At 67.3% G+C, this 26,525-nt stretch carries 25 protein-coding genes; 14 read left to right on the top strand and 11 right to left on the bottom strand.

All coding sequences use genetic code 11. The annotated features are described in order from the left end of the window. On the top strand, positions 1–963 hold the full coding sequence (locus ACM0PB_RS01785; RefSeq protein ID WP_005417757.1) for a TraB/GumN family protein: 963 nt from the start codon (positions 1–3) through the stop codon (positions 961–963). Positions 964–1,037: 74 nt separating this feature from the next. On the opposite strand, the gene phaR is transcribed toward ACM0PB_RS01785, so the two are convergent. The 3 genes from phaR to gluQRS all read right to left on the bottom strand — a co-directional run bounded on the left by phaR (position 1,038) and on the right by gluQRS (position 3,432). After that, positions 1,038–1,571, bottom strand: a complete 534-nt coding sequence (gene phaR / locus ACM0PB_RS01780) for a polyhydroxyalkanoate synthesis repressor PhaR (protein WP_005417756.1) — start codon at positions 1,569–1,571, stop codon at positions 1,038–1,040. A 182-nt stretch (positions 1,572–1,753) separates the two neighbouring features. Beyond that, complete coding sequence (phbB, locus tag ACM0PB_RS01775; protein WP_005417754.1) at positions 1,754–2,494, bottom strand: acetoacetyl-CoA reductase; 741 nt, start codon at positions 2,492–2,494, stop codon at positions 1,754–1,756. Between the two features lie 17 nt (positions 2,495–2,511). Next, positions 2,512–3,432, bottom strand: coding sequence for a tRNA glutamyl-Q(34) synthetase GluQRS (gene gluQRS / locus ACM0PB_RS01770; protein ID WP_065178239.1), 921 nt, complete (start codon positions 3,430–3,432; stop codon positions 2,512–2,514). Between the two features lie 93 nt (positions 3,433–3,525). Between gluQRS and htpX the strand changes: the two genes are divergently transcribed. Then, positions 3,526–4,392 carry a protease HtpX gene (gene htpX, locus ACM0PB_RS01765; protein WP_049415827.1) on the top strand — a complete coding sequence of 289 codons (867 nt, stop codon included), beginning with the start codon at positions 3,526–3,528 and terminating at the stop codon, positions 4,390–4,392. A gap of 656 nt (positions 4,393–5,048) precedes the next feature. On the opposite strand, the gene ACM0PB_RS01760 is transcribed toward htpX, so the two are convergent. Beyond that, positions 5,049–5,876, bottom strand: coding sequence for an inositol monophosphatase family protein (locus ACM0PB_RS01760; RefSeq protein WP_065178240.1), 828 nt, complete (start codon positions 5,874–5,876; stop codon positions 5,049–5,051). Between the two features lie 120 nt (positions 5,877–5,996). Here ACM0PB_RS01760 and ACM0PB_RS01755 point away from each other — a divergent pair, with 120 nt between their 5' ends. The 3 genes from ACM0PB_RS01755 to ACM0PB_RS01745 all read left to right on the top strand — a co-directional run bounded on the left by ACM0PB_RS01755 (position 5,997) and on the right by ACM0PB_RS01745 (position 9,869). After that, positions 5,997–6,767, top strand: coding sequence for an RNA methyltransferase (locus ACM0PB_RS01755; RefSeq protein ID WP_065178241.1), 771 nt, complete (start codon positions 5,997–5,999; stop codon positions 6,765–6,767). 103 nt (positions 6,768–6,870) lie between these two features. Next, positions 6,871–7,746 (top strand): phosphate/phosphite/phosphonate ABC transporter substrate-binding protein, encoded by an 876-nt coding sequence (locus ACM0PB_RS01750; protein WP_065178242.1) that lies wholly within the window; start codon positions 6,871–6,873, stop codon positions 7,744–7,746. Beyond that, positions 7,743–9,869 (top strand): putative bifunctional diguanylate cyclase/phosphodiesterase, encoded by a 2,127-nt coding sequence (locus ACM0PB_RS01745; protein ID WP_005417742.1) that lies wholly within the window; start codon positions 7,743–7,745, stop codon positions 9,867–9,869. Before ACM0PB_RS01750 ends, ACM0PB_RS01745 begins: the two co-directional genes overlap by 4 nt. Positions 9,870–9,937: 68 nt before the next feature. Here the strand turns inward: ACM0PB_RS01745 and epmB are convergent, their stop codons facing one another. Further along, entirely contained in the window at positions 9,938–10,978 is a 1,041-nt protein-coding gene (epmB, locus tag ACM0PB_RS01740) for an EF-P beta-lysylation protein EpmB (protein ID WP_414604858.1), read from the bottom strand. A 96-nt stretch (positions 10,979–11,074) separates the two neighbouring features. On the opposite strand from epmB, the gene efp reads away from it, so the two are divergent. The 5 genes from efp (at position 11,075) to ACM0PB_RS01715 (ending at position 15,339) form a co-directional block, all read left to right on the top strand. Next, the gene (efp, locus tag ACM0PB_RS01735; protein ID WP_005410381.1) at positions 11,075–11,641 is read left to right on the top strand and encodes an elongation factor P; all 567 of its coding nucleotides are present in this window, start codon (positions 11,075–11,077) and stop codon (positions 11,639–11,641) included. Positions 11,642–11,846: 205 nt separating this feature from the next. After that, positions 11,847–13,190, top strand: a complete 1,344-nt coding sequence (locus tag ACM0PB_RS01730) for a TRZ/ATZ family hydrolase (protein ID WP_053500540.1) — start codon at positions 11,847–11,849, stop codon at positions 13,188–13,190. Between the two features lie 24 nt (positions 13,191–13,214). Further along, entirely contained in the window at positions 13,215–13,931 is a 717-nt protein-coding gene (gene ubiG, locus ACM0PB_RS01725) for a bifunctional 2-polyprenyl-6-hydroxyphenol methylase/3-demethylubiquinol 3-O-methyltransferase UbiG (RefSeq protein ID WP_005417734.1), read from the top strand. Further along, positions 13,928–14,623: a phosphoglycolate phosphatase gene (locus ACM0PB_RS01720; RefSeq protein WP_005417733.1), complete on the top strand. Its 696-nt coding sequence runs from the start codon at positions 13,928–13,930 to the stop codon at positions 14,621–14,623. The genes ubiG and ACM0PB_RS01720 overlap by 4 nt, the downstream gene beginning before the upstream one ends. An 11-nt stretch (positions 14,624–14,634) precedes the next feature. Further along, positions 14,635–15,339 carry a squalene/phytoene synthase family protein gene (locus ACM0PB_RS01715; protein ID WP_065196619.1) on the top strand — a complete coding sequence of 235 codons (705 nt, stop codon included), beginning with the start codon at positions 14,635–14,637 and terminating at the stop codon, positions 15,337–15,339. Positions 15,340–15,426: 87 nt separating this feature from the next. Here ACM0PB_RS01715 and ACM0PB_RS01710 read toward each other — a convergent pair whose 3' ends face one another. The 3 genes from ACM0PB_RS01710 to yidD are packed head-to-tail and all read right to left on the bottom strand — an operon-like array spanning position 15,427 to position 17,877. Continuing rightward, complete coding sequence (locus tag ACM0PB_RS01710; RefSeq protein WP_065186035.1) at positions 15,427–16,275, bottom strand: M23 family metallopeptidase; 849 nt, start codon at positions 16,273–16,275, stop codon at positions 15,427–15,429. Then, the gene (locus ACM0PB_RS01705; protein ID WP_065178246.1) at positions 16,275–17,621 is read right to left on the bottom strand and encodes a dihydroorotase; all 1,347 of its coding nucleotides are present in this window, start codon (positions 17,619–17,621) and stop codon (positions 16,275–16,277) included. The genes ACM0PB_RS01710 and ACM0PB_RS01705 overlap by 1 nt, the downstream gene beginning before the upstream one ends. A gap of 1 nt (position 17,622) precedes the next feature. Then, complete coding sequence (yidD, locus tag ACM0PB_RS01700; RefSeq protein WP_005417723.1) at positions 17,623–17,877, bottom strand: membrane protein insertion efficiency factor YidD; 255 nt, start codon at positions 17,875–17,877, stop codon at positions 17,623–17,625. A 271-nt stretch (positions 17,878–18,148) separates the two neighbouring features. Here yidD and dksA point away from each other — a divergent pair, with 271 nt between their 5' ends. Further along, the gene (gene dksA, locus ACM0PB_RS01695) at positions 18,149–19,375 is read left to right on the top strand and encodes an RNA polymerase-binding protein DksA (RefSeq protein ID WP_065186037.1); all 1,227 of its coding nucleotides are present in this window, start codon (positions 18,149–18,151) and stop codon (positions 19,373–19,375) included. A 556-nt stretch (positions 19,376–19,931) separates the two neighbouring features. Here dksA and ACM0PB_RS01690 read toward each other — a convergent pair. Genes ACM0PB_RS01690 through cysS form a run of 3 tightly spaced genes read right to left on the bottom strand, consistent with a single transcriptional unit; the run spans position 19,932 to position 23,059 of the window. Then, on the bottom strand, positions 19,932–21,179 hold the full coding sequence (locus ACM0PB_RS01690; RefSeq protein ID WP_005417718.1) for an MFS transporter: 1,248 nt from the start codon (positions 21,177–21,179) through the stop codon (positions 19,932–19,934). Then, positions 21,176–21,628: a SufE family protein gene (locus ACM0PB_RS01685; RefSeq protein WP_005417717.1), complete on the bottom strand. Its 453-nt coding sequence runs from the start codon at positions 21,626–21,628 to the stop codon at positions 21,176–21,178. The genes ACM0PB_RS01690 and ACM0PB_RS01685 overlap by 4 nt, the downstream gene beginning before the upstream one ends. 54 nt (positions 21,629–21,682) lie before the next feature. Beyond that, entirely contained in the window at positions 21,683–23,059 is a 1,377-nt protein-coding gene (gene cysS / locus ACM0PB_RS01680) for a cysteine--tRNA ligase (protein ID WP_065186038.1), read from the bottom strand. A gap of 186 nt (positions 23,060–23,245) precedes the next feature. Between cysS and ACM0PB_RS01675 the strand changes: the two genes are divergently transcribed. The 3 genes from ACM0PB_RS01675 to ACM0PB_RS01665 all read left to right on the top strand — a co-directional run bounded on the left by ACM0PB_RS01675 (position 23,246) and on the right by ACM0PB_RS01665 (position 26,400). Further along, complete coding sequence (locus tag ACM0PB_RS01675; protein ID WP_065178248.1) at positions 23,246–23,809, top strand: glycine zipper 2TM domain-containing protein; 564 nt, start codon at positions 23,246–23,248, stop codon at positions 23,807–23,809. A 319-nt stretch (positions 23,810–24,128) separates the two neighbouring features. Then, complete coding sequence (locus ACM0PB_RS01670) at positions 24,129–25,139, top strand: N-acetylornithine carbamoyltransferase (RefSeq protein ID WP_005417714.1); 1,011 nt, start codon at positions 24,129–24,131, stop codon at positions 25,137–25,139. A gap of 67 nt (positions 25,140–25,206) precedes the next feature. Beyond that, a complete protein-coding gene (locus tag ACM0PB_RS01665) occupies positions 25,207–26,400 on the top strand; it encodes an argininosuccinate synthase (RefSeq protein ID WP_065186039.1) in 1,194 nt (397 codons plus the stop codon). Positions 26,401–26,525 lie beyond the last annotated feature (125 nt).

Below are 26,525 nucleotides of genomic sequence, written 5' to 3'. Positions count from 1 at the left end.
ATGCCGATCAAACACCTGTTCCGTACCGCGCTGTTGCTGGCGGCCTGCGCAGTGGCGCCACTGGCCACGGCCCGCGATGGCCAGGCCAGCCCTGCCGCGGCCGCGGCCGCAACCGCGGCCAAGCCGCCGGTACCCCTGTTGTGGAAAGTCACCGGCCCGGGCGATGCACGCGTGTACCTGCTGGGATCGTTCCATCTGCTGAAGCCACAGGACTACCCACTGTCGCCCGATGTCGAGCAGGCGTTCGAAGCCTCGCAGCGGGTGGTGTTCGAACTGTCGCCGGAAGACATGCAATCGCCCCAGCTGGCCAGCCGCATGGTGCAGGCTGCGACCCGCACCGATGGCAGCGAGCTGAAGCGTGATCTGGATGCGGCCACCTGGCAGAAGCTGCAGGCTTTTGCTGCCCAGAACCAGTTGCCGCTGGCGCAGATGCAGGGCATGAAGCCCTGGTTCGTCGGCCTGAGCATTTCGATCGGGCAGATGCAGAAGCTGGGCCTGGACCCGGCGCTGGGCCTGGACCGCCACTTCATGGAACGCGCGCAGAAGACCGGCCGGAAGACCGCGGGACTGGAAGATATCGATACCCAGATCGGCATGCTGGACGGGATGACGGTGCAGGAGCAGCGGCAGATGCTGGCCGAAGCACTGGACCAGGCCGGCAAGGCCGATGAGCAGGCGCGGCTGCTGCATGATGCATGGCGTCGCGGCGACGAGCGCCTGCTGTGGACCAAGATGGCGGCAGAGATGCGCCAGCAGTATCCGCAGCTGTACCAGCGCATCAACACCGGTCGCAACGATGCCTGGGTGCCGAAGCTGCAGCCGTACCTGCAGGCCGGGCAGGGCGGTACGCTGGTGGTGGTCGGCACGCTGCATCTGCTGGGCAGTGATGGCGTGGTCGAGAAGCTGAGGGCGAAGGGCTACAAGGTCGAGCGCGTGTGCACGGGGTGCAAGGCCAAACGCTGACGCACCGCTGGAGCGATGCCAAACAAGACGGCGCGCCAGGGGCGCGCCGTTTTCGTATCAGCCGTTGCTGCAGCTCAGCGGCGGGTCTTGCCACCGGTGCCGGTACCGGTGCCGGGTTCGCCGGGCTTGTTGCCGGTTCCCGTTCCGGTGCCGCCCGGGCGCGGGCCACCGAAGCCGCTGCCCATGCTGCGCTGGAATTCCTGCCACAGCTCCAGGTTGCGCTCGGTCAGCTGGTTCATCATCGCCCACGGGGTCTGGCCCAGCAGGTTGCCCATCTGCTGGCGGAACTGCTGCTGCTGGTCGAGGAAGACCTGCATGCTGCGCTCCAGGTAGTTGCCCATGAAGCCCTGCAGGGAATCGCCGTAGAAGCGGATCAGCTGGCTCAGCAGCTGGGTCGACAGCATCGGTTCGCCGTCCTGTTCCTGGTCGGCGATGATCTGCAGCAGGACCGAACGGGTGAGGTCGTCGCCGCTCTTGGCGTCGCGGACTTCGAAGTCTTCACCGTCCAGGATCAGCTGGCGCACGTCCTCGATGGTGATGTAGCTGGAGATCTCGGTGTCGTAGAGACGGCGGTTCGGATACTTCTTGATGATGCGGGTCGCAGCCATGAAGCGGTACTCGTCACAGTAGACACGCAGCATGGCGCAGTGCAGCAGCGGTTGCAACCGCCCCAGCCCCCGCCAGGCTTGGCTTTCAGGGGCGATTATGTTGCGCAGCAAGGGTTTGCGTGCTGCGCAGCATGACCATCGGCAGGGGCCGTCAGCGCATGCCGCAGCGGCCCCTGCGCGGCTTACCAGCCCATGTGGTGGCCGCCGTTGATGTCCAGGTTGCTGCCGGTGATCCACGAGGCTTCCTCGGCCACCAGGAAGGACACGCCATAGGCGATTTCCTCCGGCTTGCCGAGGCGCCCGGTGGGGATGTCGGCGATGATCTTGGCGCGCACGTCCTCCGGAACCGCCATCACCATGTCAGTGGCGACGTAGCCGGGCGAAATGGTGTTCACGGTGATGCCGAAGCCGGCGTTCTCGCGGGCCAGCGAAATGGTGAAGCCATGCATGCCGGCCTTGGCCGCGGCGTAGTTGGCCTGGCCGTACTGGCCCTTCAGGCCGTTGATCGAGCTGATCTGGATGACCCGGCCCCAGCCGCGGCGCCGCATGCCTTCGATCACCGGACGGGTGACGTTGAACACCGAATTGAGGTTGGTGTTGATCACATCGTGCCACTGGTCCGCGCGCATGCGGTGGAACGTCGTGTCGCGGGTGATGCCGGCATTGTTGACCAGGATCTCGACCGGGCCCAGCTCGGCCTCGACCGCACGCACCAGCGCCTCGGCGCTGCCTGGATCGGAGACATCGCCCGGGAAGATCGACACGCTGTAGCCGCGCTCGGTCATCGCCTGCTGCCATGCGCGGGCCTTGTCCTCGTCGCGGTAATTGGTGGCGACCCGGTGGCCCTGGTCGGCCAGGCGTTGGCAGATGGCGGTACCGATGCCGCCGGTTCCGCCGGTGACCAGTGCGACGCGAGATGTCATGGAATGCTGTCCGGGAATCAGGTGGGGGAAGGGGGATTCTGCAACATCGGCGCGGAAAGTGCGCCGGCCGGCAACAGGATGTCGGTCCGCGGCAGTCGAGCCGGGTCGAATGCCCGTTGCGCAGTGTGCAGCAGCGCATCCCGGTCATCGGCGCCGTCCAGTGCGGCAGGGGCCTGGCCCAGCAGCTGCCAGAGTGCGCGCAGTACCGGCACCGGCCGTGTACTGTCCACCGGCAGCGACGCCAGCGACTTGGACAGTTTGTGGCCGGGGGCGTCTAGCAGCAGCGGCAGGTGCCAGTAGCGCGGCACGGCCAGGCCCAGCGCCTGCTGCAGCAGGATCTGCCGCGCGGTGGAATCGAGCAGATCGGCGCCGCGCACCACTTCGGTCACCCCCTGCGCGGCGTCGTCGACCACCACCGCGAGCTGGTAGGCCCAGCAGCCGTCGGCACGGCGCAGCACGAAGTCGCCGACTTCGGCATGCACGTCCTGCTGCTGCGGGCCACGCAGGCCATCGTCGAAGCGGACCAGGTTGCCGGGCGGTACGCGGAAGCGGACGGCAGGATCCGGTCGCGGCTGCCGCGCAACGCAGCGGTGGTGGATGCCGCCGCTGGCAGCCAGTTCGCTGCGGCTGCAGTGGCAGATGAAAGCCTGGTCGCTGGCCAGCAACACGTCCAGCGCGGCCTGGTAGGCCTCGCCTCGAGCGCTCTGCCACAGGACCGGGCCGTCGTGGACCAGGCCGAACGCAGCCAGTGCCTGCAGCTGTGACTGCGCGGCGCCGGGTACGGTACGCGGCGGGTCAACGTCTTCGATGCGCAGCCGCCACAGGCCGCCGTGGTGGCGGGCCAGCAGCCAGCTGCCGAAGGCGGCAAGCAGGGATCCGGGGTGGAGCAGGCCGGTCGGCGAGGGCGCGAAGCGGCCGCAGGGAACAATGGCGGTCATGCAGGCTGAATCGTCGGTCAGGTTGGCGCTTGAATTCAAGCTGAGCGCACCGCAAATTGACAGATATCGACCCCTTCCGAGCCGGATTTTCCCATGTTCACCCGTATTGCCCTGTTCCTGGCGACCAACCTCGCGGTCCTGATCCTGGCCGGCATCGTCATGTCGATCCTGGGCGTGGACGCGCGTTCGATGAGCGGCCTGCTGGTGATGGCCGGCATCTTCGGTTTCGGTGGCTCCTTCATCTCGCTGCTGCTGTCCAAGTGGATGGCCAAGCGCTCCACCGGTGCGGTGGTGATCACTGAGCCGCGCAACCAGACCGAGCGCTGGCTGCTGGCCACGGTCGAGCGCCAGGCCAAGGCCGCCGGCATCGGCATGCCGGAAGTGGCGGTCTATGACGGCCCGGAGATCAATGCCTTCGCCACCGGCGCCAACCGCAACAACGCGCTGGTGGCGGTGTCCACCGGCCTGCTGCACAACATGAGCGAGGACGAGGCTGAAGCGGTGCTGGGCCACGAGATCGCCCACGTCGCCAATGGTGACATGATCACCATGGCGCTGCTGCAGGGCGTGCTGAACACCTTCGTGATCGTGCTGGCCCGCGTGGTCGGCGGCATCATCGACAGCGCGCTGTCGGGCAACCGCGAAGGCGGCGGCCGTGGCTTCGCTTACTACATCATCGTGTTCGTGCTGGAGATGGTGTTCGGCCTGTTCGCCACGATGATCTCGATGTGGTTCTCACGCCACCGCGAGTTCCGCGCCGACGCCGGCGGTGCCTCGCTGGCCGGTCGCCAGAAGATGATCGCTGCGCTCGAGCGCCTGCAGCTCAACCACGGCCAGAGCACGTTGCCGACCCAGATTGCCGCCTTCGGCATTTCCGGTTCGACGGCGAAGAAGCTGTTCATGAGCCACCCGCCGCTGGAAGAGCGCATCGCCGCGCTGCGGGCGTCGACGGTGGCGTAATTCTCTGCTCCTTGTTAGTGCAGGAACGCCTGGCCCCGCGCCGGGCGTTTTTGTATGTGCGCGCACGCATTGGTGGTGCCGGGATCATTTCCGCGACCGCGGAGGGGTGTCACTTTCTTTGCGCGCAAAGAAAGTAACCAAAGAAACGCTCCGCCGGCCGCGAGCCGACGTGCTGCGCACGCCGGTGCCCTGCGCTTCTCGGCGAATCAGGGGACGGCGCCGAACTCGCTGCGCTCAAACACCGGCGCCTCTTCGCCCCTGATTCCCCTGCGATGCTCGGCTCGCTCAAGGCGGACTGGAAGGTCAAGATCAAGAGCAACAGCATCCACGCGTAGCATGGATCAACCGGGTGCCGCTGTGGCATTTGACCTTGGGTCCGCCTTGAGCGAGCTGAGCACCGCAGGTCCGGCGAGGGCGAAGAGGTGCGGGTGTCTGAGCGCAGCGAGTTCCCGCACCGTCCCTCGACGGGCCGAGGAGCGCAGGGCACCGATGCGCAGCATCGGCTCGCGCCCTGGCGGCGTGTTTCTTTGGTCACTTTCTTTGCACGAGCAAAGAAAGTGACACCCCTCCGCGGTCGCGGAAACGAATCTCCGTGCGCGCAAACGAAAACGGCACCCTCGCAGGCGCCGTCTCCATGAACCGCTTTACACGGAATCTCAGAACTTCGCGTCAAACTCCGCCGCGTAACCGGTGTTGACCAGTACCTTCTGCAGTGACTCGGCCACCTTCAGGTTGCCGGCCACGATCTGGTGGGTCTCCGGGCCACGGTTGTCCATGCGGCCCAGGGTCGCGCCCTTGAAGTCACAGACCTTGCCGCCCGCCTCGCGCACCAGCAGCAGGCCGGCAGCGATGTCCCACGCCTTCACGCCGGCTTCGAAGTAGGCGTCGGCACGGCCGCAGGCCACGTAGGCCAGGTCCAGTGCCGCCGAACCGGTGCGGCGGATGTCCTCACCGTGCACCAGCAGGGCGTCGACCGCCTTCAGCTGGGCACTGGCGCGGCTGCGCTCGCGCGGGGCGAAGCCGGTGTGGATCAGCGTGCCTTCCAGATCCTTGCGGTCGGCCACGCGGATGCGGCGGTCGTTCAGCACGGCACCGGCACCCCGGCTGGCAGTGAACAGTTCATTGCGCAGGGGGTCGAAGATGACCGCGTCGGTCGGCTCGCCGTTCTCGACCAGCGCGATCGACACGCAGTAGTGCGGCACGCCACGCAGGTAGTTGCTGGTGCCGTCCAGCGGGTCGATGACCCACATCTGGCGGCGCTCGCCCTGCACGCCACCTTCTTCACCGAAGATGCCGTAGTCCGGATAAGCGCGCTTGAGTTCCTTGACGATGACCTTTTCCGCGTCCGCATCCACTTCGCTGGCGTAGTCCATCCGGCCCTTCTGCACCACGTTCAGTGCCTCGAGCTTGTTGATGTTGCGCAACAGGACGTTGCCGGCGAGGCGGGCGGCCTTGACCATGACGGTGACGGCGGGTTTCTGCATGGCGTGGGCTCCCGGAAAGGCAGAAGAGATGGACTGGCGGCGGAAAAGAGCGGGTCCGGCGCAGTGGCCGGCCGCACAGTTTACCATTGGTCATCGTCCAGCTCGACCTTTTCCCTGTTCATGTCCCAGTTTCCCGCCGCCACCCGCCTCCGATTCGTCCTGGTCGGTACCCAGCACCCCGGCAACATGGGCGCCGCCGCCCGTGCCCTGAAGACCATGGGCCTGGCCCGCCTGGTACTGGTCGCCCCCGAGAAACCGCTGGACGAGGAGGCCTTCCGCCGCTCTGCCGGTGCCGAAGATGTGCTGGGGGACGCCCCGGTGGTCGCCACCCTGGCCGAGGCCGTGGCCGATTGCCGCCTGGTGCTGGGCTGCACCGCGCGTGCCCGCCGCGTGCAGCTGGAGGAGTACCTGCCGGCCGATGCCGCCGCTCGTGCGGTGGCCAAGGCGGGCGAGGGCGCCGAGGTGGCGCTGGTGTTCGGCCGTGAGCGCACTGGCCTGACCAACGAAGAACTGCAGCTCTGCCACGCGGCGGTGCACATCCCGTCCGATCCGGCGTTCAGCTCGCTCAACCTGGCTGCCGCCGTGCAGGTGCTGGCCTATGAGACACGCATGCAGCTGCTGGGCGCGCAGCCGGCCGCGGACGCCGAGCCCGGTTTCCGCGAACAGGCAGCAAGCCATGAGCAGATGGAGAGCTTCTTCGCCCAGCTTGGCGACACCCTGGACGAGATCGATTTCCACAAGGGCCGCGCGCCGGAATCGGCGATGCGCAAGCTGCGCCGGCTGTTCCTGCGCAGCGAGCCGAGCGAGCAGGAAGTGCGCCTGTTGCGCGGCATCCTTGCCGACACCCAGCGGATGGCGCGGCTGGCACAGGCGGGCAACAAGGACGGCTGACGACGTTCTCATTTTTTCGGGTAGTCTGTCCGGATACCCAGGGGGGATGAAGCCTGTGTCGGGTCTGCGAAGGGCAGTGCAGAGGGGACTGCTGAGCCTGGTCATGATCCTGCTGGCCGGGACGGTACATGCAGCAGCGGACCGGGTGCTGGTGCTGGGCCGGATCAGCGATGATCCCAAGGCCCATTACGAGCAGCTGCAACCGTTGCTGGACTATGTGGTGGCACGCATGCACGACGTCGGCATCACCGAAGGGCGGATCCTGATGGCACGCGACCCGCAGCAGATGGCCAGCTATCTGCGGCGGGGGCAGGTCGACTGGGTCACGGAAACGTCGGGTACGGCGGTGGCACTGGGCCAGCGCAGTGGCGCGCGGCCGCTGCTGCTGACCGAGCGCAATGGCGTGCGTGAGTACCAGACCGTGTTCTTCGTGCGTCGCGACAGTCCGATCCAGCGGATCCAGGACCTGCGCGGGCATCGCCTGGCGCTGCAGAACACGGCGTCCACCAGTGCCTACCTGGTGCCGGTGATGACGCTGCTGCAGGAGGGGCTGGCGCCGCAGATCCTGGCCGGTGTGTGGGACGTGCCGGGCCGGGACAGCGTGGGGTACGTGTTCGCACGTAGCGAGTTGAACATCGCCACGTTCGTGCACAAGGGCATGGTCGAAGTGGGGGCGGTGAGCAGCGTGGACTGGAATGACGAGCGACGGATGCCGACGGCATTCCGGCGCGACTTCCGCGAACTGCTGCGCACCGAACCCTACCCACGGGCGGTGGAAATGGTTCGCGCCGACCTTGACCCGCGGGTACGTGACCGGCTGCAGGACGTCCTGCTGCAGGCGGCCAGCGACCCGCAGGCACAGGGGGCGCTGCATCGGTTTTTCGGCACTTCCGGTTTCCACCGCGTCGATGCGCATGCGCAGCAGCGGCTGGATGAATTGAAACAAGGATTGACGCGCGTGCGGATGGAAGTGGAATGAAGTGGCTCGGCTCGGGAATGCAGGCCCGGTTCCTGCTCGCGATGGGCGGGGCGATGGTCGTGGTGGTGGCGATCCTGGCGGTGTTGCTGGGGCGGCAGGCGGCGATGCAGGGCGAGGTGCGCAACCTCAGTGGTGGCGTCATCCATGAACTGTTCGACCGCAGCGTGCGCAGCCGCGGCGAAGCGATGGCGCGCGAGCTGTCCGACGCGCTGGCCAACCCGCTGTACTACCGCGACCTGGACCAGGTCGGTGCGCTGGTGCGCAGCACCGCACGGCAGCCGGTCGTGCGCTATGTGCTGGTGTTCGACGAACGTGGCCGGCTGGTGCATGACGGCTCGATCGAGGTGTCCGGCTTCGGCCAGCCGATGACCGACCCGCTGGCCCCCAAGGCCGCGGTGGCGCAGGCGCTGGTGGTGCAGGAATCGCCCAAGGTACTCGACAACACCATGCCGATCATGGTCGGCAACCAGCGCATCGGCGGCGTCCGCGTTGGCATGGCGCTGGACGAGGTGCAGCAGCGCGAACAGGCCGCCAATGCCACGCTCGGCGAGCGCCTGCAGCAGGTCGGCAGCCGCCACCTGGGCTGGCTGCTGCTGATGCTGGGCCTGCTGGTGGTGATCGGCGTGGTGGTGATCCTGTACGTGCAGCGCACCCTGGTGGCGCCGATCCGGGACCTGGCCGCTGCGGCGCGCCGCATCGAGGCTGGCGACTACCAGGCGCCGCTGGCCGAGAACACCCGCGACGACGAAGTCGGCGAGCTGGTGCGCGGCTTCGCCCGCATGCGCGATGCCATCGCCCGCCATGACCGCGAGGTGCGGCGCATGGCCTATACCGATGCACTGACCGGGCTGACCAACCGGTTGGCATTCAGGGAGGCGCTGGACCATCGCCTGATGGCCGCGCGCGCATCCAATCATCGGCTGGGCCTGCTGTTTGCCGATATCGACGATTTCAAGCGCGTCAACGACACCCTGGGCCATGAGGCCGGTGACGAAGCGCTGTTGCAGTTCGCGCAGCGCATCGGCAGTGCGGTTACCGAGGCCGGTGGCGATGAAGCCCTGCTGGCCCGCTTTGGCGGCGACGAGTTCGTGATCCTGGTCGGTGATGGCGACGTGGCGGCCAACGCACGGCTGCTGGCCGAAGTGCTGGTGCGCGAGCTGGGCAAGCCGCTGGTGGTGCAGGGCCGGGAACTGTTCCTGGGCACTTCGATCGGCGTGACCCTGTTCCCGGATGATGCCGCCGATGCGACCACGCTGCTGAAGAACGGCGACATCGCCATGTACCAGGCCAAGATGGCCGGCAAGAACTGCTACCGCTATTACAGCCGTGCGATGGACCACGCGGTCGAGCGCCGCGTGCACATGGAGCAGGAGCTGCGCGGGGCCTGGGAGCGCGGCGAGCTGCGCCTGGCCTACCAGCCGATCTTCCGCATGCGCGATCGCCGCATGGTCGGCGTGGAAGTGCTGCTGCGCTGGCAGCATCCGACCTTGGGTACGATTCCGCCGTCGGTGTTCATCGAAGTGGCCGAGCAGAGCGGGCTGATCGAGCTCATCGGCCCGAAGGTGCTGCGTGCGGCCTGCATGGAAGCCTCGCAGTGGCCACGTGGGGCGGGCGGCGATGATCTGTTCGTGTCGGTGAATGTGTCGCCGCGGCAGCTGCGCGGCGGTGAACTGCCGGCATTGGTCGCGCAGTGCCTGCACGAGTCCGGGCTGCCGGCGTCGCGCCTGCACCTGGAGTTGACCGAAACCGCGGTGATCGGCGACGAAATGGTTGCCGCGCAGCTGCTGGACAAGCTGCACCGCACCGGCGTGAAGGTCTGGCTGGACGATTTCGGCACCGGCTTCTCCGGTCTCAGCCATCTTCGCCAGGTACCGGTGGACGGCGTGAAGATCGACAAGAGCTTCGTGGCCGACATGCAGCGCGATCCCGACGATCTGGCGCTGACCACGGCGATCATCGCCATGGCCCACGCACTGGGCATCACCGTGGTGGCCGAGGGCATCGAGCAGCAGGCGCAGTTCGAACTGCTGGTGCAGCGCGGCTGCGATCTTGGCCAGGGCTACTGGCTGAGCCACCCGGTGACCGCCACCGAAGTGGTGCGGATGATCGAATCGGGCCTCTGACCGACTGACGTTGTGCTGGGGTCAGATCCCTTTTCCGTCGGAAAAGGGATCTGACCCCGGCAGTGCTCCTACACCGGGCGCTTGCTCGGGTCGCCGGGCAGTTCGCGCACCAGTTTCGGAATCAGATAGCCGGACAGGCGTGCGGTCAGGCCGGCAATCAGCGCCTTGGCCTGGGCATCATCCACTTCGAAGTGGGCCACGCCTTCGACCCGGTCCAGCTGGTGCAGGTAGTAGGGCAGCACGCCAGCGGCGAAGCTGCGCTCGCTCAGGTCCTGCAGGGCCTGCACGCTGTCGTTGACCCCGCGCAGCAGTACCGCCTGGTTCAGCAGCTGGGCGCCGACGCCGCGCAGGCGGGCCATCGCCGCGTCCACGCTGGCGTCGAATTCATTGGCGTGATTGGCGTGGACCACGATCGCCAGCGGCCATGGCAGGCTGCCCAGCCAGCACACCAGTTCATCGTCCACGCGTTCCGGCAGCACGATCGGCAGCCGGGTATGGATGCGCAGGCGGCGGATATGCGGAATCGCGCGCAGGGCGTCGGTCAGCTCGACCAGCTTTTGCGTGGCCAGTGACAACGGGTCACCGCCGGACAGGATCACCTCATCGATGTCCGGGTCGGCCGCGATGGCGGCTACGGCCTCCTGCCAGCCGCCCTTGGCAGCGTTTTCCGCGGCATAGTCGAAGTGGCGGCGGAAGCAGTAGCGGCAGTTGATCGCGCAGCTGCCGGTGGCGACCAGCAGGGCACGGCCACGGTACTTCTGGATCACCCCGGTAGCCTTCCTGGCGGCACCATCACCCACCGCGTCGAAGCTGAACCCGGGCGCCGGGCGCATTTCCTCGTCGATCGGCAGCACCTGGCGCAGCAGCGGGTCGGCCGCATCGCCCACGCGCATGCGGGCCACGAAGCCCTCGGGCACGCGCAATGCGAACTGGTCCATGGCCGCCTCCGAGACACCCAGCGCCGCCGGGTCCAGCTGCAGCCGGGCCAGCAGGGCGTGCGGGTCGCGCAGCGCCTGGCGCCAGAGCTGCTGCCAGCGCGCGGGCGCGCCTGGCGACTGGGGCCGGGGGAAGGCGGAAAGCTGCATGGAGAGGGGGCCTGCGGTTATCATGGGGGCAGAAAAACAGTCGCCCACCGGCATCCGGTGGGCTTTCCATTCTAACGGCTCGCCGCACCCGCGGCGTTTCTGCCACTCAGGAGTTTACGCATGGCCAGCTACGGCATGAACGACGTCAAGAACGGGATGAAGATCCTGGTCAACAACCAACCGGCCGTCATCATCGACACCGAATACGTCAAGCCGGGCAAGGGCCAGGCCTTCACCCGCGTGAAGTACCGCCTGATCAAGGACGGCCGTACCCAGGAAGTGACCATGAAGTCGACCGACTCGCTGGATGCAGCCGACGTCGTCGATACCGACATGAACTTCATGTACAGCGACGGCGAGTACTGGCACTTCATGGACCCGGAGTCCTTCGAACAGGTCCAGGCCACCAAGGCCGGCATGGGCGGCGCCGAGAAGTGGCTGAAGGGCGAAGAGTCCTGCGTGGTCACCCTGTGGAACGGCGAGCCGATCTTCGTTCAGCCGCCGAACTTCGTCGAACTGAAGATCACCGAAACCGATCCGGGCGTCCGTGGCGACACCTCGGGCGGCGGCGGCAAGCCGGCCACCCTGGAAACCGGTGCCGTGGTCCGCGTGCCGCTGTTCGTCAACCAGGACGAAGTGATCCGTGTCGACACCCGTTCGGGCGAATACTCCGCACGCGTCAAATAAGGTTCCGGCCGCAGGCCGACCTTGCTGTAGAGCCGAGCCGTGCTCGGACACGCGCCAGCGCATTCGCGCTGGCGCTCCCATGATCTGCTTCGGCAGATCCTGGGCCCCGCTTCACGGGTCTCCAGACCCCGCCGCTTCGCGGCAGCCCCTGACCCAGGGGCGTGTCCCCAGAAGTATCTCGCCGCCCCCCAGCCAGTGAGCCCGCATGAGCGATAGCCCGCACCTCCCCGAAGCCTGCGACCTGCTCATCGAAGCTGGTCATGTCGTTCCGATCGAGCCGCATGCGGTGGTGCTGGAAGACCATGCCGTTGCCGTGCGTGGCAGCGAGATCGTGGCCATCCTGCCGCGTGCCGAGGCGCGCGCACGCTTCCGTGCCGCGCAGGTGGTCAGCCGCCCCGAGTCGGCGCTGATGCCGGGCCTGGTCAACGCGCACACGCACAACCCGATGACCCTGCTGCGCGGCGTCGCCGACGACCTGCCGCTGATGACCTGGCTGCAGCAGCACATCTGGCCGGTGGAAGCGGCCGTGATCGGGCCGGAATTCGTGGCCGACGGCACCACCCTGGCCATCGCCGAGATGCTGCGCGGCGGCACCACCTGCGCCAACGAGAACTACTTCTTCGGCGACGTGCAGGCCGCGGTCTACAAGAAGCACGGTTTCCGCGCGCTGGTCGGCGCGGTCATCATCGATTTCCCCACCGCCTGGGCCAGGACCGATGACGAATACTTCGCCAAGGCTGGTGAACTGCACGACCAGTGGCGCACCGATCCGCTGATCGGGACCGCGTTCGCGCCGCATGCGCCGTACACGGTCAACGATGCCAACTTCGAGCGGGTGCGTATGCTGTCCGACCAGCTCGACATGCAGGTGCACCTGCACACCCACGAAACCGCGCAGGAGATCAACGATTCGATCAAGCTGCACGGCCAGCGCCCGCTGGCGCGGCTGGATCGCCTCGGCCTGGTCAACGACCGCCTGATCGCGGTGCACATGACCCAGCTGACCGATGCGGAAATCCACCTGTGCGCCGAACGCGGCGTCAGCGTCGTGCATTGCCCCGAATCGAACCTGAAGCTGGCCTCCGGCTTCTGCCCGGCCTGCGCCCTGCAGCGCGCCGGTGTGAACCTGGCGATCGGCACCGATGGCTGCGCCAGCAACAACGATCTGGACATGTTCAGCGAGAACCGTACTGCAGCGATCCTGGCCAAGGCCGTGGCCGATGATGCCACCGCGCTGGACGCGGCCACCACGCTGCGCGCAGCGACGCTGGGCGGTGCCCGTGCGCTGGGCTTTGCTGACCGCATCGGTTCGATCGAAGTCGGCAAGCAGGCCGACCTCGTCTGTGTCGACCTGTCGGCGCTGGAAACCCAGCCGCTGCACAACGTGCTGTCGCAGCTGGTGTATGCCACCGGCCGCCAGCAGGTCAGCGACGTCTGGATCGCCGGCAAGCCGAAGCTGGTGCAGCGCGAGCTGGTCGGCATGGACCTGCCGGGCATCATCGCCAACGCGCGCCAGTGGCGCGAGCGTATCCGTCATATCCGCGCCTGACCCCTGGCGCCGCAAGGACCCCTCATGACTGCCCCCCACGCTTCCTCCAATTTCGATCAGGCCGAGCTGGACAAGTTCGCCGCGCTGGCCAACCGCTGGTGGGATGCTGACGGCCCGCAGAAGCCGCTGCATGCGCTGAACCCGGTACGCCTGAAGTACGTGGCCGACCGCGTGCCGTTGCGTGGCGCGCGCGTGCTCGACATCGGCTGCGGTGGCGGGCTGCTGAGCGAAGCACTGGCGCAGGCCGGCGCCGACGTCACCGCCATCGACCTGGCCACGGAACTGGTGAAGGTCGCGCGCCTGCATGCGCTGGAAAGCGGCGCCAAGGTCGACTACCGCGTGCAGGCCGCCGAGGATCTGGCCGCCGAGCAACCGGGCAGTTTCGATGTGGTCACCTGCATGGAAATGCTCGAGCACGTGCCAGACCCGGGCGCGATCATCGACGCCTGCAAGCGCCTGCTGAAGCCGGGCGGCCACCTGTTCCTGTCGACCATCAACCGCACCGCGGCCGCCTTCGCGGTGGCGATTGTCGGCGCCGAGTACGTGGCGCGGCTGCTGCCCAGGGGCACCCACCACTACCAGGAATTCATCAAGCCGGCCGAGCTGGCGCGCTGGCTGCGCGAGGCCGACCTGCAGCTGGTGGATGTCAGCGGCATGGCCTACGAGCCGTGGCGCAACCATGCCCGCCTGAGCAGCCGCACCGACATCAACTACCTGGCCTACGCGGTCAAGCCGGCATGACCTCCGCCCGCTTCCCGCGTGCGGTGCTGTTCGACCTGGATGGCACGTTGCTGGACAGCGCGCCGGACTTCGTCGCCACCTGCAATGCGATGCTGGCCGAGCGGGGCCGGGCAGCGGTCGATCCGGCGCAGCTGCGGCCGGTGGTCTCCAAGGGCTCGCGCGCGATGGTCGGGGCCGCTTTCCCGGACCTGGATGCCGCTGCGCGCGATGCATTGATCCCGGAATTCCTGCAGCGCTACGAAGCGCTGATCGGCCAGTACGCGGTGCTGTTCGACGGCGTGGCCGGCATGCTCGCCGCGCTGGATGAGGCCGGTACGGTATGGGGCATCGTCACCAACAAGCCGGAGTACCTGGCGCGCCTGATCCTGCCGCAACATGGTTGGCAGCAGCGCTGCGCGGTGCTGGTCGGCGGTGACAGCCTGGCCGAGCGCAAGCCGCACCCGCTTCCACTGCTGCACGCTGCGCAGGCCATCGGCATGGCCGCCGAAGACTGCGTGTACGTGGGTGATGACGAGCGCGACATCATCGCTGCACGTGCTGCCGCGATGCCGTCGGTGGCGGCGCTGTGGGGCTACCGCCTGCACAGCGACGATCCGCTGGCCTGGCAGGCCGACGTGCTGGTCGAGAACGCTGAACTTCTGCAACTGGCCAGTCTCTGGCCGACCCGGCCGGCAGCCCCGGCCCAGCCGTAAGGAATCCCGTAGTGAGCAGTACCGCGCTGGACAGTTTCCTCGACAAGTGGCGCAGCCGTTGGCCGGAATGGTCGGTGGCCGCCCCGTTCGTGGCCGAACCGCAACGCGAGCTCGCAGTGGCGTGGTTTGCGCTGCTGCAGGAGTTCGACGACATGCTCAACACCAGCGGCGATCCGCTGCCCGCCGATGCCAAGCTGGCGTGGTGGGGCGAGGAGCTGCGCAGCTGGGCAGGGCATCGTTCGCGCCATCCGCTGGGCCGTCTGCTGGAGCCGGTGCGTGCGCCGTGGGTGCAACTGGCCGAAGCACTGCCGGACCTCGTTGAAGCGCGTACCGTTGCGCTGGATGCAGCCGGTGCCGAGCGTGCGCTGGCCAATTACGCCGACGCCGTGGCCGCAGTGGAAGCGGCCTTGTTTGCCGACAAGCCGCGCACCGGCGCCGGTCGTGCGGTGCAGCTGCAGACCCTGGCCCAGCGCCTGCAGGACGCCGGCGTGGCCGGTGTGCCGCGCAGCCTGTTGGATGAGGATTCCAGCACGGCCGCGCAGCGCTGGGCCCAGTACCTGTTGAAAGGATGGGGCAGCCGCGTGCCGGGTCCGCGCCCGCGGCGCGTGTGGTCGAGCCTGGCGCGCGCCCGCGTTGCCGCGCAGGCCGCAGGCAAGCCAATCGAAGCCACCCCGGTGCGCACGTTGCTGCGCGTGTGGTGGGCCGCGCGCGGTTGATCCAACTGTCTGGTAGTGCCGGCCGCTGGCCGGCAGCTCGGGCACTGCAGAATTCATGCGGTTGCCGGCCAGCGGCCGGCACTACCGTTATTTGCGTTCCAGCACCAGCAACGGGTCGATGCGGGTGTCGAACCAGTTCATGCCCCAGTGCAGGTGCGGGCCGGTGGCACGGCCGGTGGCGCCGACGGCAGCGATCACCTGGCCCTGCTCCACACGGTCGCCAACTTTTACGTCGATGCGCGAAAGGTGCAGGAAGTTGGAGCTGATCCCGAAGCCGTGGTCGAGCAGCAGCGTGCCACCGGTCAGGTACAGGTCCGGACCGGCGAAGGTCACGATGCCGGCCGCCGGCGCCTTCACCGGGGTGCCGGTCGGCACCGCGATGTCCATGCCGGAGTGACCGGCCCCCGGCTGCCCGTTGTAGACGCGTGCATTGCCGAAGCGGCCGCTGATGCGGCCCTGTACCGGCCAGATGAAGGTCTGGGTGAAATCGGTGCGGTCGTCATCGCGGGCACGTGCGGCGGTCACCTGCGCCTGTTCGCGCTTGATCCGCTCGGCGATCGCCGCCGGCGGATTGACCGTCTTCGGTGGCACCCCGTTGACCCGCTCGGTGGGCCAGTCGCGCGGCGTCACCGCAATGGTCGCGGTCTCGCTGCCACCATCGGGGCGTTGCACCTGTACGCGCAGCGGACCCTTCTCGTCGCGGCCGATGCCGAACACCACGCTGCCGTAGCCGCTTACCCGCAGCTGGCGGCCGGCATACTGCACGCGACTGCCGGCGGGTACCTTGCCGATCACCAGCGCGCCCTGCGACGCACTGGCCGGGAACACCACGCGGCTGTCGATCAGGCTGCCGATGCCATCCTGCGCCTGCGCCCGGGAAGTGGAAAACAGGGGCGCGGCCAGCAGCAGCGCCCCGAGCATCAGTGCCGAACGCATCAGCGGTCGTAGGTCATGCGCTGGCCGGCGGGTTCACCCACCAGCTTGCTGCCGTCCCACACCTGCTGGCCGTTGACCCAGGTGGAGGCGATGCGCGAGCGGAAAGTGGTGCCCTCGAACGGCGACCAGCCGCACTTGGACAGCACGTCCTCGCGCTTGACGGTGAACGGCACGTCCTCCACCAGCACCAGGTCGGCAAAGTAGCCTTCGCGCAGGAAGCCGCGTTCTTCCACGTCGAACAGCTGCGCCGGCGCATGTGCGAATTTCTGCACCACCTGCTCGCGGGTCAGCTTGCCTTCGTGCACCCGCTCCAGCGCGGCCACCAGCGCGTACTGCACCAGCGGCAGGCCCGACGGTGCCTGCGCGTAGGGCTTCTGCTTCTCTTCCCAGGTGTGCGGCGCGTGGTCGGTGGCCAGCACGTCCAGCACGTCATCGGCCAACGCAGCGGTGATTGCCTCGCGGTCGGACACTTCCTTGATCGCCGGGTTGCACTTGATCAGGTTGCCCTTGGTCGCGTAGTCCGGACGCGCGAAGTGCAGGAAGTGCACGCAGGTTTCGGCGGTGATCTGCTTGCGGCTGCCATCGGCGCGGATCAGCGGGCCCTTCTCGAACAGCGCCAGCTCATCGGCGGTGGAGATGTGCAGCACATGCAGGCGGGTGCCGTGCTTGCGTGCCAGCGACATCGCCAGGCGCGTCGACTTGATGCAGGCTTCGCGCGAACGGATGTCCGGGTGCATGTCCGGGGTCAGCGCATCGCCGTACTTTTCCTGGAAGGCCTTGAGGTTGGCATCGATCATCGGCGTGTCTTCGCAGTGCGTGATGATCGGGGTCGGGCATTCGCGGAAGATCGCGTCCAGCGTTTCCGGGTTGTCGACCAGCATGTTGCCGGTCGAAGCACCCATGAACACCTTCACGCCCGGCGCTTTCTTCGGGTCCAGCGCACGGATCGCGTCCAGGTTGTCATTGCTGGCACCGTGGTAGAAGCCGTAGTTGGCCCAGGCGCGGCCGCGCGCGAGCTCGTACTTGGCTTCCAGGATGGTCGAATCCAGCGTCGGCGGGTTGGTGTTGGGCATGTCCATGAAGCTGGTCAGGCCACCGGCCACGGCCGCGGCCGATTCGCTGGCGATGTCGCCCTTGTGGGTCAGGCCCGGTTCGCGGAAATGCACCTGGTCGTCGATCATGCCGGGCAGCAGCCAGCGCCCGGCGGCGTCCACCACCTGCTCGCCGTCGCGCGGCGCCAGCCCGTTGCCGATCTGCGCAATGCGGCCGTTCTCGATGCGCAGGTCGCCGTCGAAGGTGCGGCCTTCGTTGACCATCCGGGCGTTGGTGATGAGGGTGGAGGACATGTCAGTGTTTTCCTGTGCAACGGCAAGAGGGGGCATGGGTGGATTCGGGCACCGGATCGAAGCCGCCGGGGTGGAACGGATGGCAGCGGCCCAGCCTGCGCGCAGCCAGCCAGCTGCCGCGCAGCGGCCCGTGCCGGGAGATGGCATCCATCGCGTATTCAGAACAGCTCGGCACGAAACGGCAGCGCGGCCCCAGCAGGGGGCTGATGAAGCGCTTGTAGAAGCGCAGCAGGGCAATGAGCAGGCGCGAGATCACCCAGTCATCTTATGCCAGTTGGCATGAAGGCCGCATTTGTGCAGGATGGGCCGTTGGTCGCATGTCGCCGATGGCCTGCGACCGGTACCAGCACCCGCGGGTGTTGGCCAGGTTCCGTACCGCGCAAGGCGGTCCGTGTTCGTCGGACTGCCACTTGGGCACCTTGACTCCAGGACTGAATGGAGCAGGGTGCCAAGGTTGCTGCTGCGGGTCGGGTAGGCTATAAAGGCCCGCTTTCCCGGGCCCCGGGGAATCCAAGGAAGAGCGTTTCGTGGCTGCTAAAAAAACTGCAAAGAAGGCCGCAACGGCCGCCAAGAAAACCGCCAAGCCTGTTGTGAAGAAGTTGGCGGCAAAGCCCGTTGCCAAGAAGCCGGCCAGCAAGCCGGCGACCAAGGCAGCGTCCTCGCAACCGGCGGCCAGGAAGGCCACCGCAAAGAAAACGCCGGTCAAGGCAACCAAGCCGGTGGCGAAGAAGGCCGCTGCGCCCGCCAAGGCCAAGCCAGCCGCTGCCAGCAAGAAGGCGCCGGTGAAGAAGACCGTCAGCAAGGCTGCGCCGGTGAAGAAGGCCGCCGCCAAGCCGGTGGCCAGGAAGGCAGCCGCCAAGCCAGCGCCGAAGGCGGTGGTGAAGAAGGCTGCAGCCAAGCCGGTCGCCAAGCCCGTAGCAAAGAAGGTCGCTGCGGCCAAACCGGCCGCCACGCCCGCCGCTGTAAAGAAGGTTGCCAAGAACGTTGCCGCGCCGGCCACAAAGCCGACCCCGGCCCCAGTAGTGAAGTCCGCACCGAAGCCTGCTGCCAAGCCGGCTCCGGCCAAGCCTGTCCCGGCCAAGACCGTGGCAGTGGCGGCAGCCCAGCCGGCCTCAACGCCGGCCCCGGCCGCCGCTCCTGTCGCTTCGAAGGCCCCGCAATCCAAGAATCCCGTGCCCGTTTCGAAATCGCCTGCCAAAACCGCCGTGAAATCCGATTCCGCCCCGAAGACCGTGTCGCGCCCTGTCGGCAAGGTTGCCGTGGCCGTCGCCGCCCGCTCGGCAGCACCGGCCCCGCGCAGCAAGTACAAGGTCGTCGAGTACAAGACCGACGAGGCCACTGGCCGCCCGATCCTGCCGGCTGGCTACAAGCCGTCCTCGGAAGAGGAATACATGAGCTCGCTGCAGCAGGAGTATTTCCGCCAGCGCCTGCAGAACTGGCGCGCGGACCTGGTGGAAGAGTCCAAGCAGACCATCGAGAACCTGCGCGAGGAAGTGCGTGACATCGGCGACGAAGCCGAGCGTGCGACCCGCGAGACCGAGAACTCGCTGGAACTGCGTACCCGCGACCGCTACCGCAAGCTGATCGGCAAGATCGACAGCACCCTGAAGCGCCTGGAAGCCGGCGACTACGGGTACTGCGTCGACACCGGCGAAGAAATCGGCCTGGAGCGCCTGGAAGCGCGCCTGACCGCCGAGCGTACCATCGACGCCCAGGAGCGTTGGGAGCACCTTCAGAAGCAGCAGGGCGACTGATTCCAGTTCGTTGTCTGGTCATGCGAAAAACCCGGCCTTGGCCGGGTTTTTTGTTGGGTTCGAGTTGGCTGTGTAGAGCAGCGCCTTCCGGGTATCGGGTGGAGCCTGCGGGTGGGTCCGGGCAGGACACGCTGCAAGTACATCCCTGTAAGCTCGGCCGCGGCATCCATGCCGCGGACGGTCCCGCCCGGACCCACCCCCAGGCTCTCGACGGTTTCCTGCGTGCGCGGCCGATGTAGAGCCGAGTCCACGCTCTGCTCAGGCCGACAGGAGCGGTCATGCGTGCTCGCGGCTGTTGAGTCCGCCTTGTAGCGAGCCGAGCACCGCAGGGGAATCCGGGGCGAAGAGGCGCCGCTGTTTGAGCGCAGCGAGTTCGGCGCCGTCCCCTGATTCACCGAGGAGCACAGGGCACCGGCGCGCAGCGCCGGCTCGCGGATGGCGGAGCGTTTCTTTGGTTACTTTCTTTTCGCGAAAAGAAAGTGACAAGCCCAATCATCGAGGGAGAGCAACGGCCCCAGCCAAACACCCGGCGCCGCCGAATCCGCTGTTAGCAGCGTCACTGCAGGTCGCGAAGATTCAGTTTCCGCAGCGTTGGGTTCTTCCACGCGGTGATCCCGGCCACGCTCAGCACCGCGAATCCGCCCAGCACCACCGCCGGCACCAGGCCGAGCAGCTTCGCCATCGTGCCGGCATAGAACGCGCCCAGCTCGTTGGACGAACTGATGAAGATGCCGTTGATCGACGATACGCGACCGCGCATCTCTTCCGGCGTAGCCAACTGCAGGATGGTCGAGCGGATCACCACCGAGACACCATCGAACGCGCCGTAGAACAGCAGGATCAGCGCCGACAGCCAGAAGTGCTGCGACAACCCGAAGCTGATCACGCACAGGCCGAAGCCCGCCACCGCGAACAACAGCACGCGGCCAGCATTGCGGTGCAGCGGGTGGCGCGCCAGCCACAGGCCTACGCACACCGAGCCCAGCGCAGGCATCGCGCGCAGGATGCCCAGGCCTTCCGGGCCGTGGTGCAGGATCTCGTGCAGGAACGCCGGCAGCATCGCCACCACGCCGCCCAGCAGCACCGAGAACATGTCCAGCGCCATCGCGCCGACCATGATCCGGTTGCCGACCACGAAGCGCGCGCCTTCAGCGATGCTCTTGAAGATCGGGGCGGCCGGACCGGTATGCACCGGTTCTTCCACCTTCAGCGTGGCCAGACAGGCCATCGCCACCAGCGCAAAAGCGGTGGCCACTGCGTAGGACAGGCCCTTGCCACCGAAGCCGACCAGCACGCCACCCAGTGCCGGGCCGGCGATCATGCCGGCCTGGAACACCACCGCGCCCAGGCCGGCGCCACGCGCGAACTGGTCACGGGCCAGCACGCGGGCGAACAAGGCGTTGTAGATCGGCGACAGGAAGGCGCGGACCATGCCGGTCAGCGCGATGGCCGCGTAGATCGGCCACACGCCGTCAATCGGCAACCAGCCCATGGCCACGCTGGTCAATACCAGTGCAGTGGCGATCAGCCCGCAACAGGCGACCATGCCCAGCCGACGGCGCGGCAGGTGATCCACCAGGTAACCGGCGAACGGAGCCACGCAGAAGAACGGCACGACCTCGGCCAGGCCGATCAGGCCCAGCGAGAACGGATTGCGGGTGACTTCGTAGATGTGCCAGCCGACAGTGACCGCGACCACCTGGTAGGACAGCATCGCAAAGATGCGGTAGGCCAGCAGCCTGGCGAAACCGGGCCGGGACAGCAGGCCCAGTGCACTGTCTTCGGCCGTGGCGGGCTCGCTCACGACGGGTCGCGCTGCAGCTGCGCCTGCGCCGTCTCACGGATGAACGCCAGCATCGCCGCCACGCCGTTGCTGCGGGTGGGCGAGAGGTGGCGGGCCAGGCCGATGTCCTGGATGTAGCTCGGTTCGGTGGCCAGGATCTCCTGCGCCGAGCGCCCGGAGTACACGCGCAGGGCCAGGAAGATCAGGCCGGAGACAATCGCCGAATCGCTGATGGCATGGAAGCGCAGCGACTGCGCGTTGCCTTCCGGCACGATCCAGACCATCGACTGGCAGCCGAGCAGGCGATGCTCTTCGGTCTTCCATTCTTCCGGGAAGGCCGGCAGCTTGCGGCCGAGGTCGATCAGGTACTGGTAGCGCTCGGACCAGTCGCCGAAGAAGCCGAATTCCTCGGCGATGGCGGTCTGGGCCTCGGCGGCGGTGGATTCAAGCGGGAACGGGGAGTCGGTCACAACAGTCTCTACGGTGGGGGCCTGGCCGGCGGACCGGCCACGGGGCAGGGCAGGTCAGCTGCGCTTGCGCGACCAGCGAACGCCCTGCGGGGTGTCATCCAGCACGATGCCTTCGGCGGCCAGCTGGTCGCGGATGGAGTCGGCACGGGCGAAGTCGCGTGCCTTCTTGGCCGCGGCGCGCTCGTCGATCAGGCCCTGGATGCGGGCATCGTCGCCGTCATCGCTGGCCGCGGTGCCGAACCACTGCGCCGGATCGGCCTGCAGCAGGCCCAGTGCCAGGCCGGCGCCGAGCAGTTCACCCTTCAGGCGCGCCTGCTCGGCCGGGTCGGTGGCACGACGCGCATCGGCGGCGATGCGGGCCACTTCGGCCAGCGCCTGTGGGGTGTTGAGATCGTCGTCCAGGGTCGCCTCGACCGTGGCCGGAATCACTGCCGTGGCCTCGATCGACGCCAGTTCGCGCAGGGTGCCGTACAGGCGGTCCAGGGTGCGCACCGATTGTTCGATCAGCGCATCGGACCAGTCCAGCGGCTGCCGGTAGTGGGCCGACAGCAGGGCCAGGCGCAGCGCTTCTGGCGGATGCTGGCGCACCAGATCATGCACGCGCTCGATGTTGCCCAGCGACTTGCTCATCTTGGCGCCGCCGAAGTTGAGCATGCCGTTGTGCAGCCAGAAGCGGGCGAAGATCTTGCCGCCGTGGGCGCATTCGCTCTGCGCAAGCTCGTTCTCGTGGTGCGGGAACTGCAGGTCGACGCCGCCGGCATGGATGTCGATGGTCTCACCCAGGTGAGCCGCGGCCATCGCCGAGCACTCGATGTGCCAGCCCGGGCGGCCACGGCCCCAGGGCGACGCCCAGCCGGGCAGGTCGTCGCTGGACGGCTTCCACAGCACGAAATCACCCGGGTCGCGCTTGTACGGGGCCACGTCGACGCGGGCGCCGGCCAGCATTTCGTCGGGGTCGCGGCGCGAGAGCTTGCCGTAGCCGTCGAAGCTGGCCACTGCGAACAGTACGTGGCCCTCGGCGGCATAGGCATGCCCGTTGGCGATCAGCTGCTCGATCATGGTGATGATCTGCGGAATGTGCGCGGTCACCTCCGGTTCGATGTCCGGCGGTACCACGCCCAGCGCGGCCATGTCTTCACGGTAGGCGGCGGCGAACTTGCCGGTGATGGTGCTGATCGGCACGCCCTGCTCGCGGGCGGCGGTGTTGATCTTGTCGTCCACGTCGGTGATGTTGCGGGCGTAGCGCAGCGCGCCGAAACGGCGCCGCAGCAGATCGGCCAGCACCCCGAACACCACCGGGCCACGGGCGTTGCCGATGTGCACGTAGTTGTAGACCGTGGGGCCGCACACATACAGGGTCGGACAGGCCGGGTCGAGCGGAGTGAACGGTTCGAGCTGGCGAGTCAGGTTGTTGTGCAGGCGCAGGGTCATGGGGCTGTGGCTGGGGGACAAGCCTGTGATTTTAGAACGTGTCGGCCCCCTTTGGGGGCACTGGCTGCCACCGGTGGACGCCGGTTCCTCCGGGTGGGGTGGGCAGGAGCAGCGTGGACGGGTAATGTTCAGCCCCTTGCGCTCGCCACTGCCTACACTATTGCCGTGTCCTTGCTCCCGTCGCCAATGAAATCCACCGCGTTGCTGACCCTGGCCTACCTGTCGGCGCTGCCCGCCGTGGTGCTGGCCCAGGAGGCCGAGCCCCGCAACCGGGTGGTGATCGTGGAGAACGTGAAGTTCGACTACGCGCAGGTGCTGAACGTCGAACCCGTGTTCCAGACCCTGCGTGCGACCCGCACCGAAGAGCACTGCGAGCCGGTGTCGACCCGGACCCTGGCCCCGGTGAACGTGACCGGCGAGGAGCCGGTCGAGGACAAGGGCCGGATCAGCCGCTTCTGGGACTCGGTGCGCTCGATGTTCAAGCGCAGTGACGAGGAGGCCGTTGAGGAGGTCGGAACCGAGTCGCCGGCCCCGGCGCCGGCCAACAACGGCCCCATGCTGACCCGCGACTGCCGCATCGTGCCGGTGGGGCGTGAATTCCGCCGGCCCATCGCCTACGACGTGGATTACGTCTACAAGGGCACCAAGTACCGCTCGCGGCTGCCGGAAGACCCCGGCAACCGGCTCAAGATCCGGGTGTCGATCACCCCCTGGGTCGGTCCGGAGCAGGGCGCCGCCGGCAATCCCTGATTCTGCGACCCCGGCCCCTTGCGCCGGTCACGGCCGCATGCAAAGATATTCGGCCATGAAGCTCACCGACTTCCAGCACGACAGCAGCGCAGCCCGACAGGCGTCTGGCATGACCTCGCGTGCGCGTCGACCGGAACCCCACATTCTCGCTGGGTAACCGGAGCTTTTTGCTGTTCGTCCGAAAAAAACCCAGCCCGCCGGCTGGGTTTTTTCGTTTCTGCGTTCTGAAAGCTGCAACTGCAACCTTTTCGCTCCACCTTTGGTTCCTGCTTTTCCCTTCCACTGCGTCGAACCCGGCGCCGCCACGCAAGGAAAGATGATGTCCCCCAAGCACTTCCTGAACACCCAGGACTGGAGCCGCAGCGATCTCGACGCGCTGCTGACCCAGGCCGCGCTGTTCAAGCGCAACAAGCTCGGCGACCAGCTCAAGGGCAAGTCGATCGCGCTGGTGTTCTTCAACCCGTCCATGCGCACCCGCACCAGCTTCGAACTGGGCGCGTTCCAGCTCGGCGCCCACGCGGTGGTGCTGCAGCCGGGCAAGGATGCGTGGCCGATCGAGTTCAACCTCGGCACGGTGATGGACGGCGATACCGAAGAGCACATCGCTGAAGTGGCCAAGGTGCTGGGCCGTTACTGCGACATCATCGCCGTGCGCGCGTTCCCCAAGTTCGTCGACTGGGCCTACGACCGCCAGGACATCGTCCTCAACAGCTTCGCCAAGTACTCGCCGGTGCCGGTCATCAACATGGAGACCATCACCCATCCGTGCCAGGAGCTGGCCCACATCATGGCGCTGCAGGAGCACTTCGGCACCCAGGACCTGCGCGGCAAGAAGTACGTGCTGACCTGGACCTACCACCCCAAGCCGCTGAACACTGCCGTTGCCAATTCGGCGCTGACCATCGCCACCCGCATGGGCATGGACGTGACCCTGCTGTGCCCGACCGCCGACTACATCCTCGACGACCGCTACATGGGCTGGGCCGAGCAGAACGTGGCCGAGAGCGGCGGTTCGCTGAAGATCAGCCATGACATCGACAGCGCCTACGCAGGCGCCGACGTGGTCTACGCCAAGAGCTGGGGCGCGCTGCCGTTCTTCGGCAACTGGGAACCGGAAAAGCCGATCCGTGACCAGTTCAAGCACTTCATCGTGGACGAACGGAAGATGGCGCTGACCAACAACGGGGTGTTCAGCCACTGCCTGCCGTTGCGCCGCAACGTGAAGGCCACCGATGCGGTGATGGATTCGCCGCAGTGCATCGCCATCAACGAAGCCGAGAACCGCCTGCACGTGCAGAAGGCGATCATGGCCGCGGTTGCCGGGCGCTGATCCAACACTTCAGCCGACCAGCGGTCGGCTCTACCGAATTCCCATCCCCCAAGTGGACCTGACCCCCATGAGCAACAAAGACGTCGTTCTCGCCTTCTCCGGCGGCCTGGATACCAGCTTCTGCGTGCCGTACCTGCAGGAGCGTGGCTACAACGTGCACACCGTGTTCGCCGACACCGGTGGCGTGGATGATGAAGAGCGCGATTTCATCGAGAAGCGCGCCGCCGAACTGGGCGTGACCAGCCACGTCACCGTCAATGGTGGCCCGGCCATCTGGGAAGGCTTCGTCAAGCCGTTCGTGTGGGCCGGCGAAGGCTACCAGGGCCAGTACCCGCTGCTGGTTTCGGACCGCTACCTGATCGTCGATGCCGCGCTGAAGCGTGCTGCTGAGCTGGGTACCCACATCATCGCCCACGGCTGCACCGGCATGGGCAACGACCAGGTCCGCTTCGACCTGGCTGTGAAGGCACTGGGCGACTACCAGATCATCGCGCCGATCCGCGAGATCCAGAAGGAACACACCCAGACCCGCGCCTACGAGCAGAAGTACCTGGAAGAGCGCGGCTTCGGCGTGCGCGCCAAGCAGCAGGCCTACACCATCAACGAGAACCTGCTGGGCGTGACCATGTCCGGCGGTGAGATCGACCGTTGGGAAGCCCCGGGTGAAGGCGCGCGTGGCTGGTGCTCGCCGCGCAGCGAATGGCCGGAACAGGCGCTGACCGTGACCCTGAAGTTCGTTGAAGGCGAAGCCGTGGAACTGGACGGCAAGGCGCTGCCGGGCGACCAGATCCTGGCCCAGCTCAACAAGCTGTTCGCCCCGTACGGCGTTGGCCGCGGCGTCTACACCGGCGACACCGTGATCGGCCTGAAGGGTCGCATCGTGTTCGAGGCCCCGGGCCTGGTTTCGCTGCTGGCCGCGCACCGCGCGCTGGAAGATGCCGTGCTGACCAAGCAGCAGAACCGCTTCAAGCCGGACGTCGCACGCAAGTGGGTGGAGTTGGTGTACGAAGGCTTCTACCACGACCCGCTGAAGACCGACATCGAGGCCTTCCTGAAGTCCTCGCAGGCCAAGGTCAACGGCGAAGTGGTGCTGGAAACCCGCGGCGGCCGCGTCGATGCAGTGGCGGTGAAGTCGCCGCACCTGCTCAACGCCAAGGGCGCCACCTACGCGCAATCGGCCGACTGGGGCGTGGAGGAGGCTGAGGGCTTCATCAAGCTGTTCGGCATGAGTTCGACGCTTTACGCGCAAGTCAACCGCTGAGCGGTTGACCTGTGACGGGGGCGCCGGCCGCTGGCCGGCGCTTCGCAGCGTCAATGGAGGGTAGTGCCGGCCGCTGGCCGGCTCGTGGCACGGCTGGATCATTGCGGAGCCGGCCAGCGGCCCGC

Source organism: Stenotrophomonas sp. AR029 (assembly GCF_047520695.2).
Classification (GTDB): domain Bacteria; phylum Pseudomonadota; class Gammaproteobacteria; order Xanthomonadales; family Xanthomonadaceae; genus Stenotrophomonas; species Stenotrophomonas sepilia.
The sequence above is the reverse complement of the archived record's forward strand: the minus strand, read 5'-3'. Positions and strand labels throughout refer to the sequence as shown.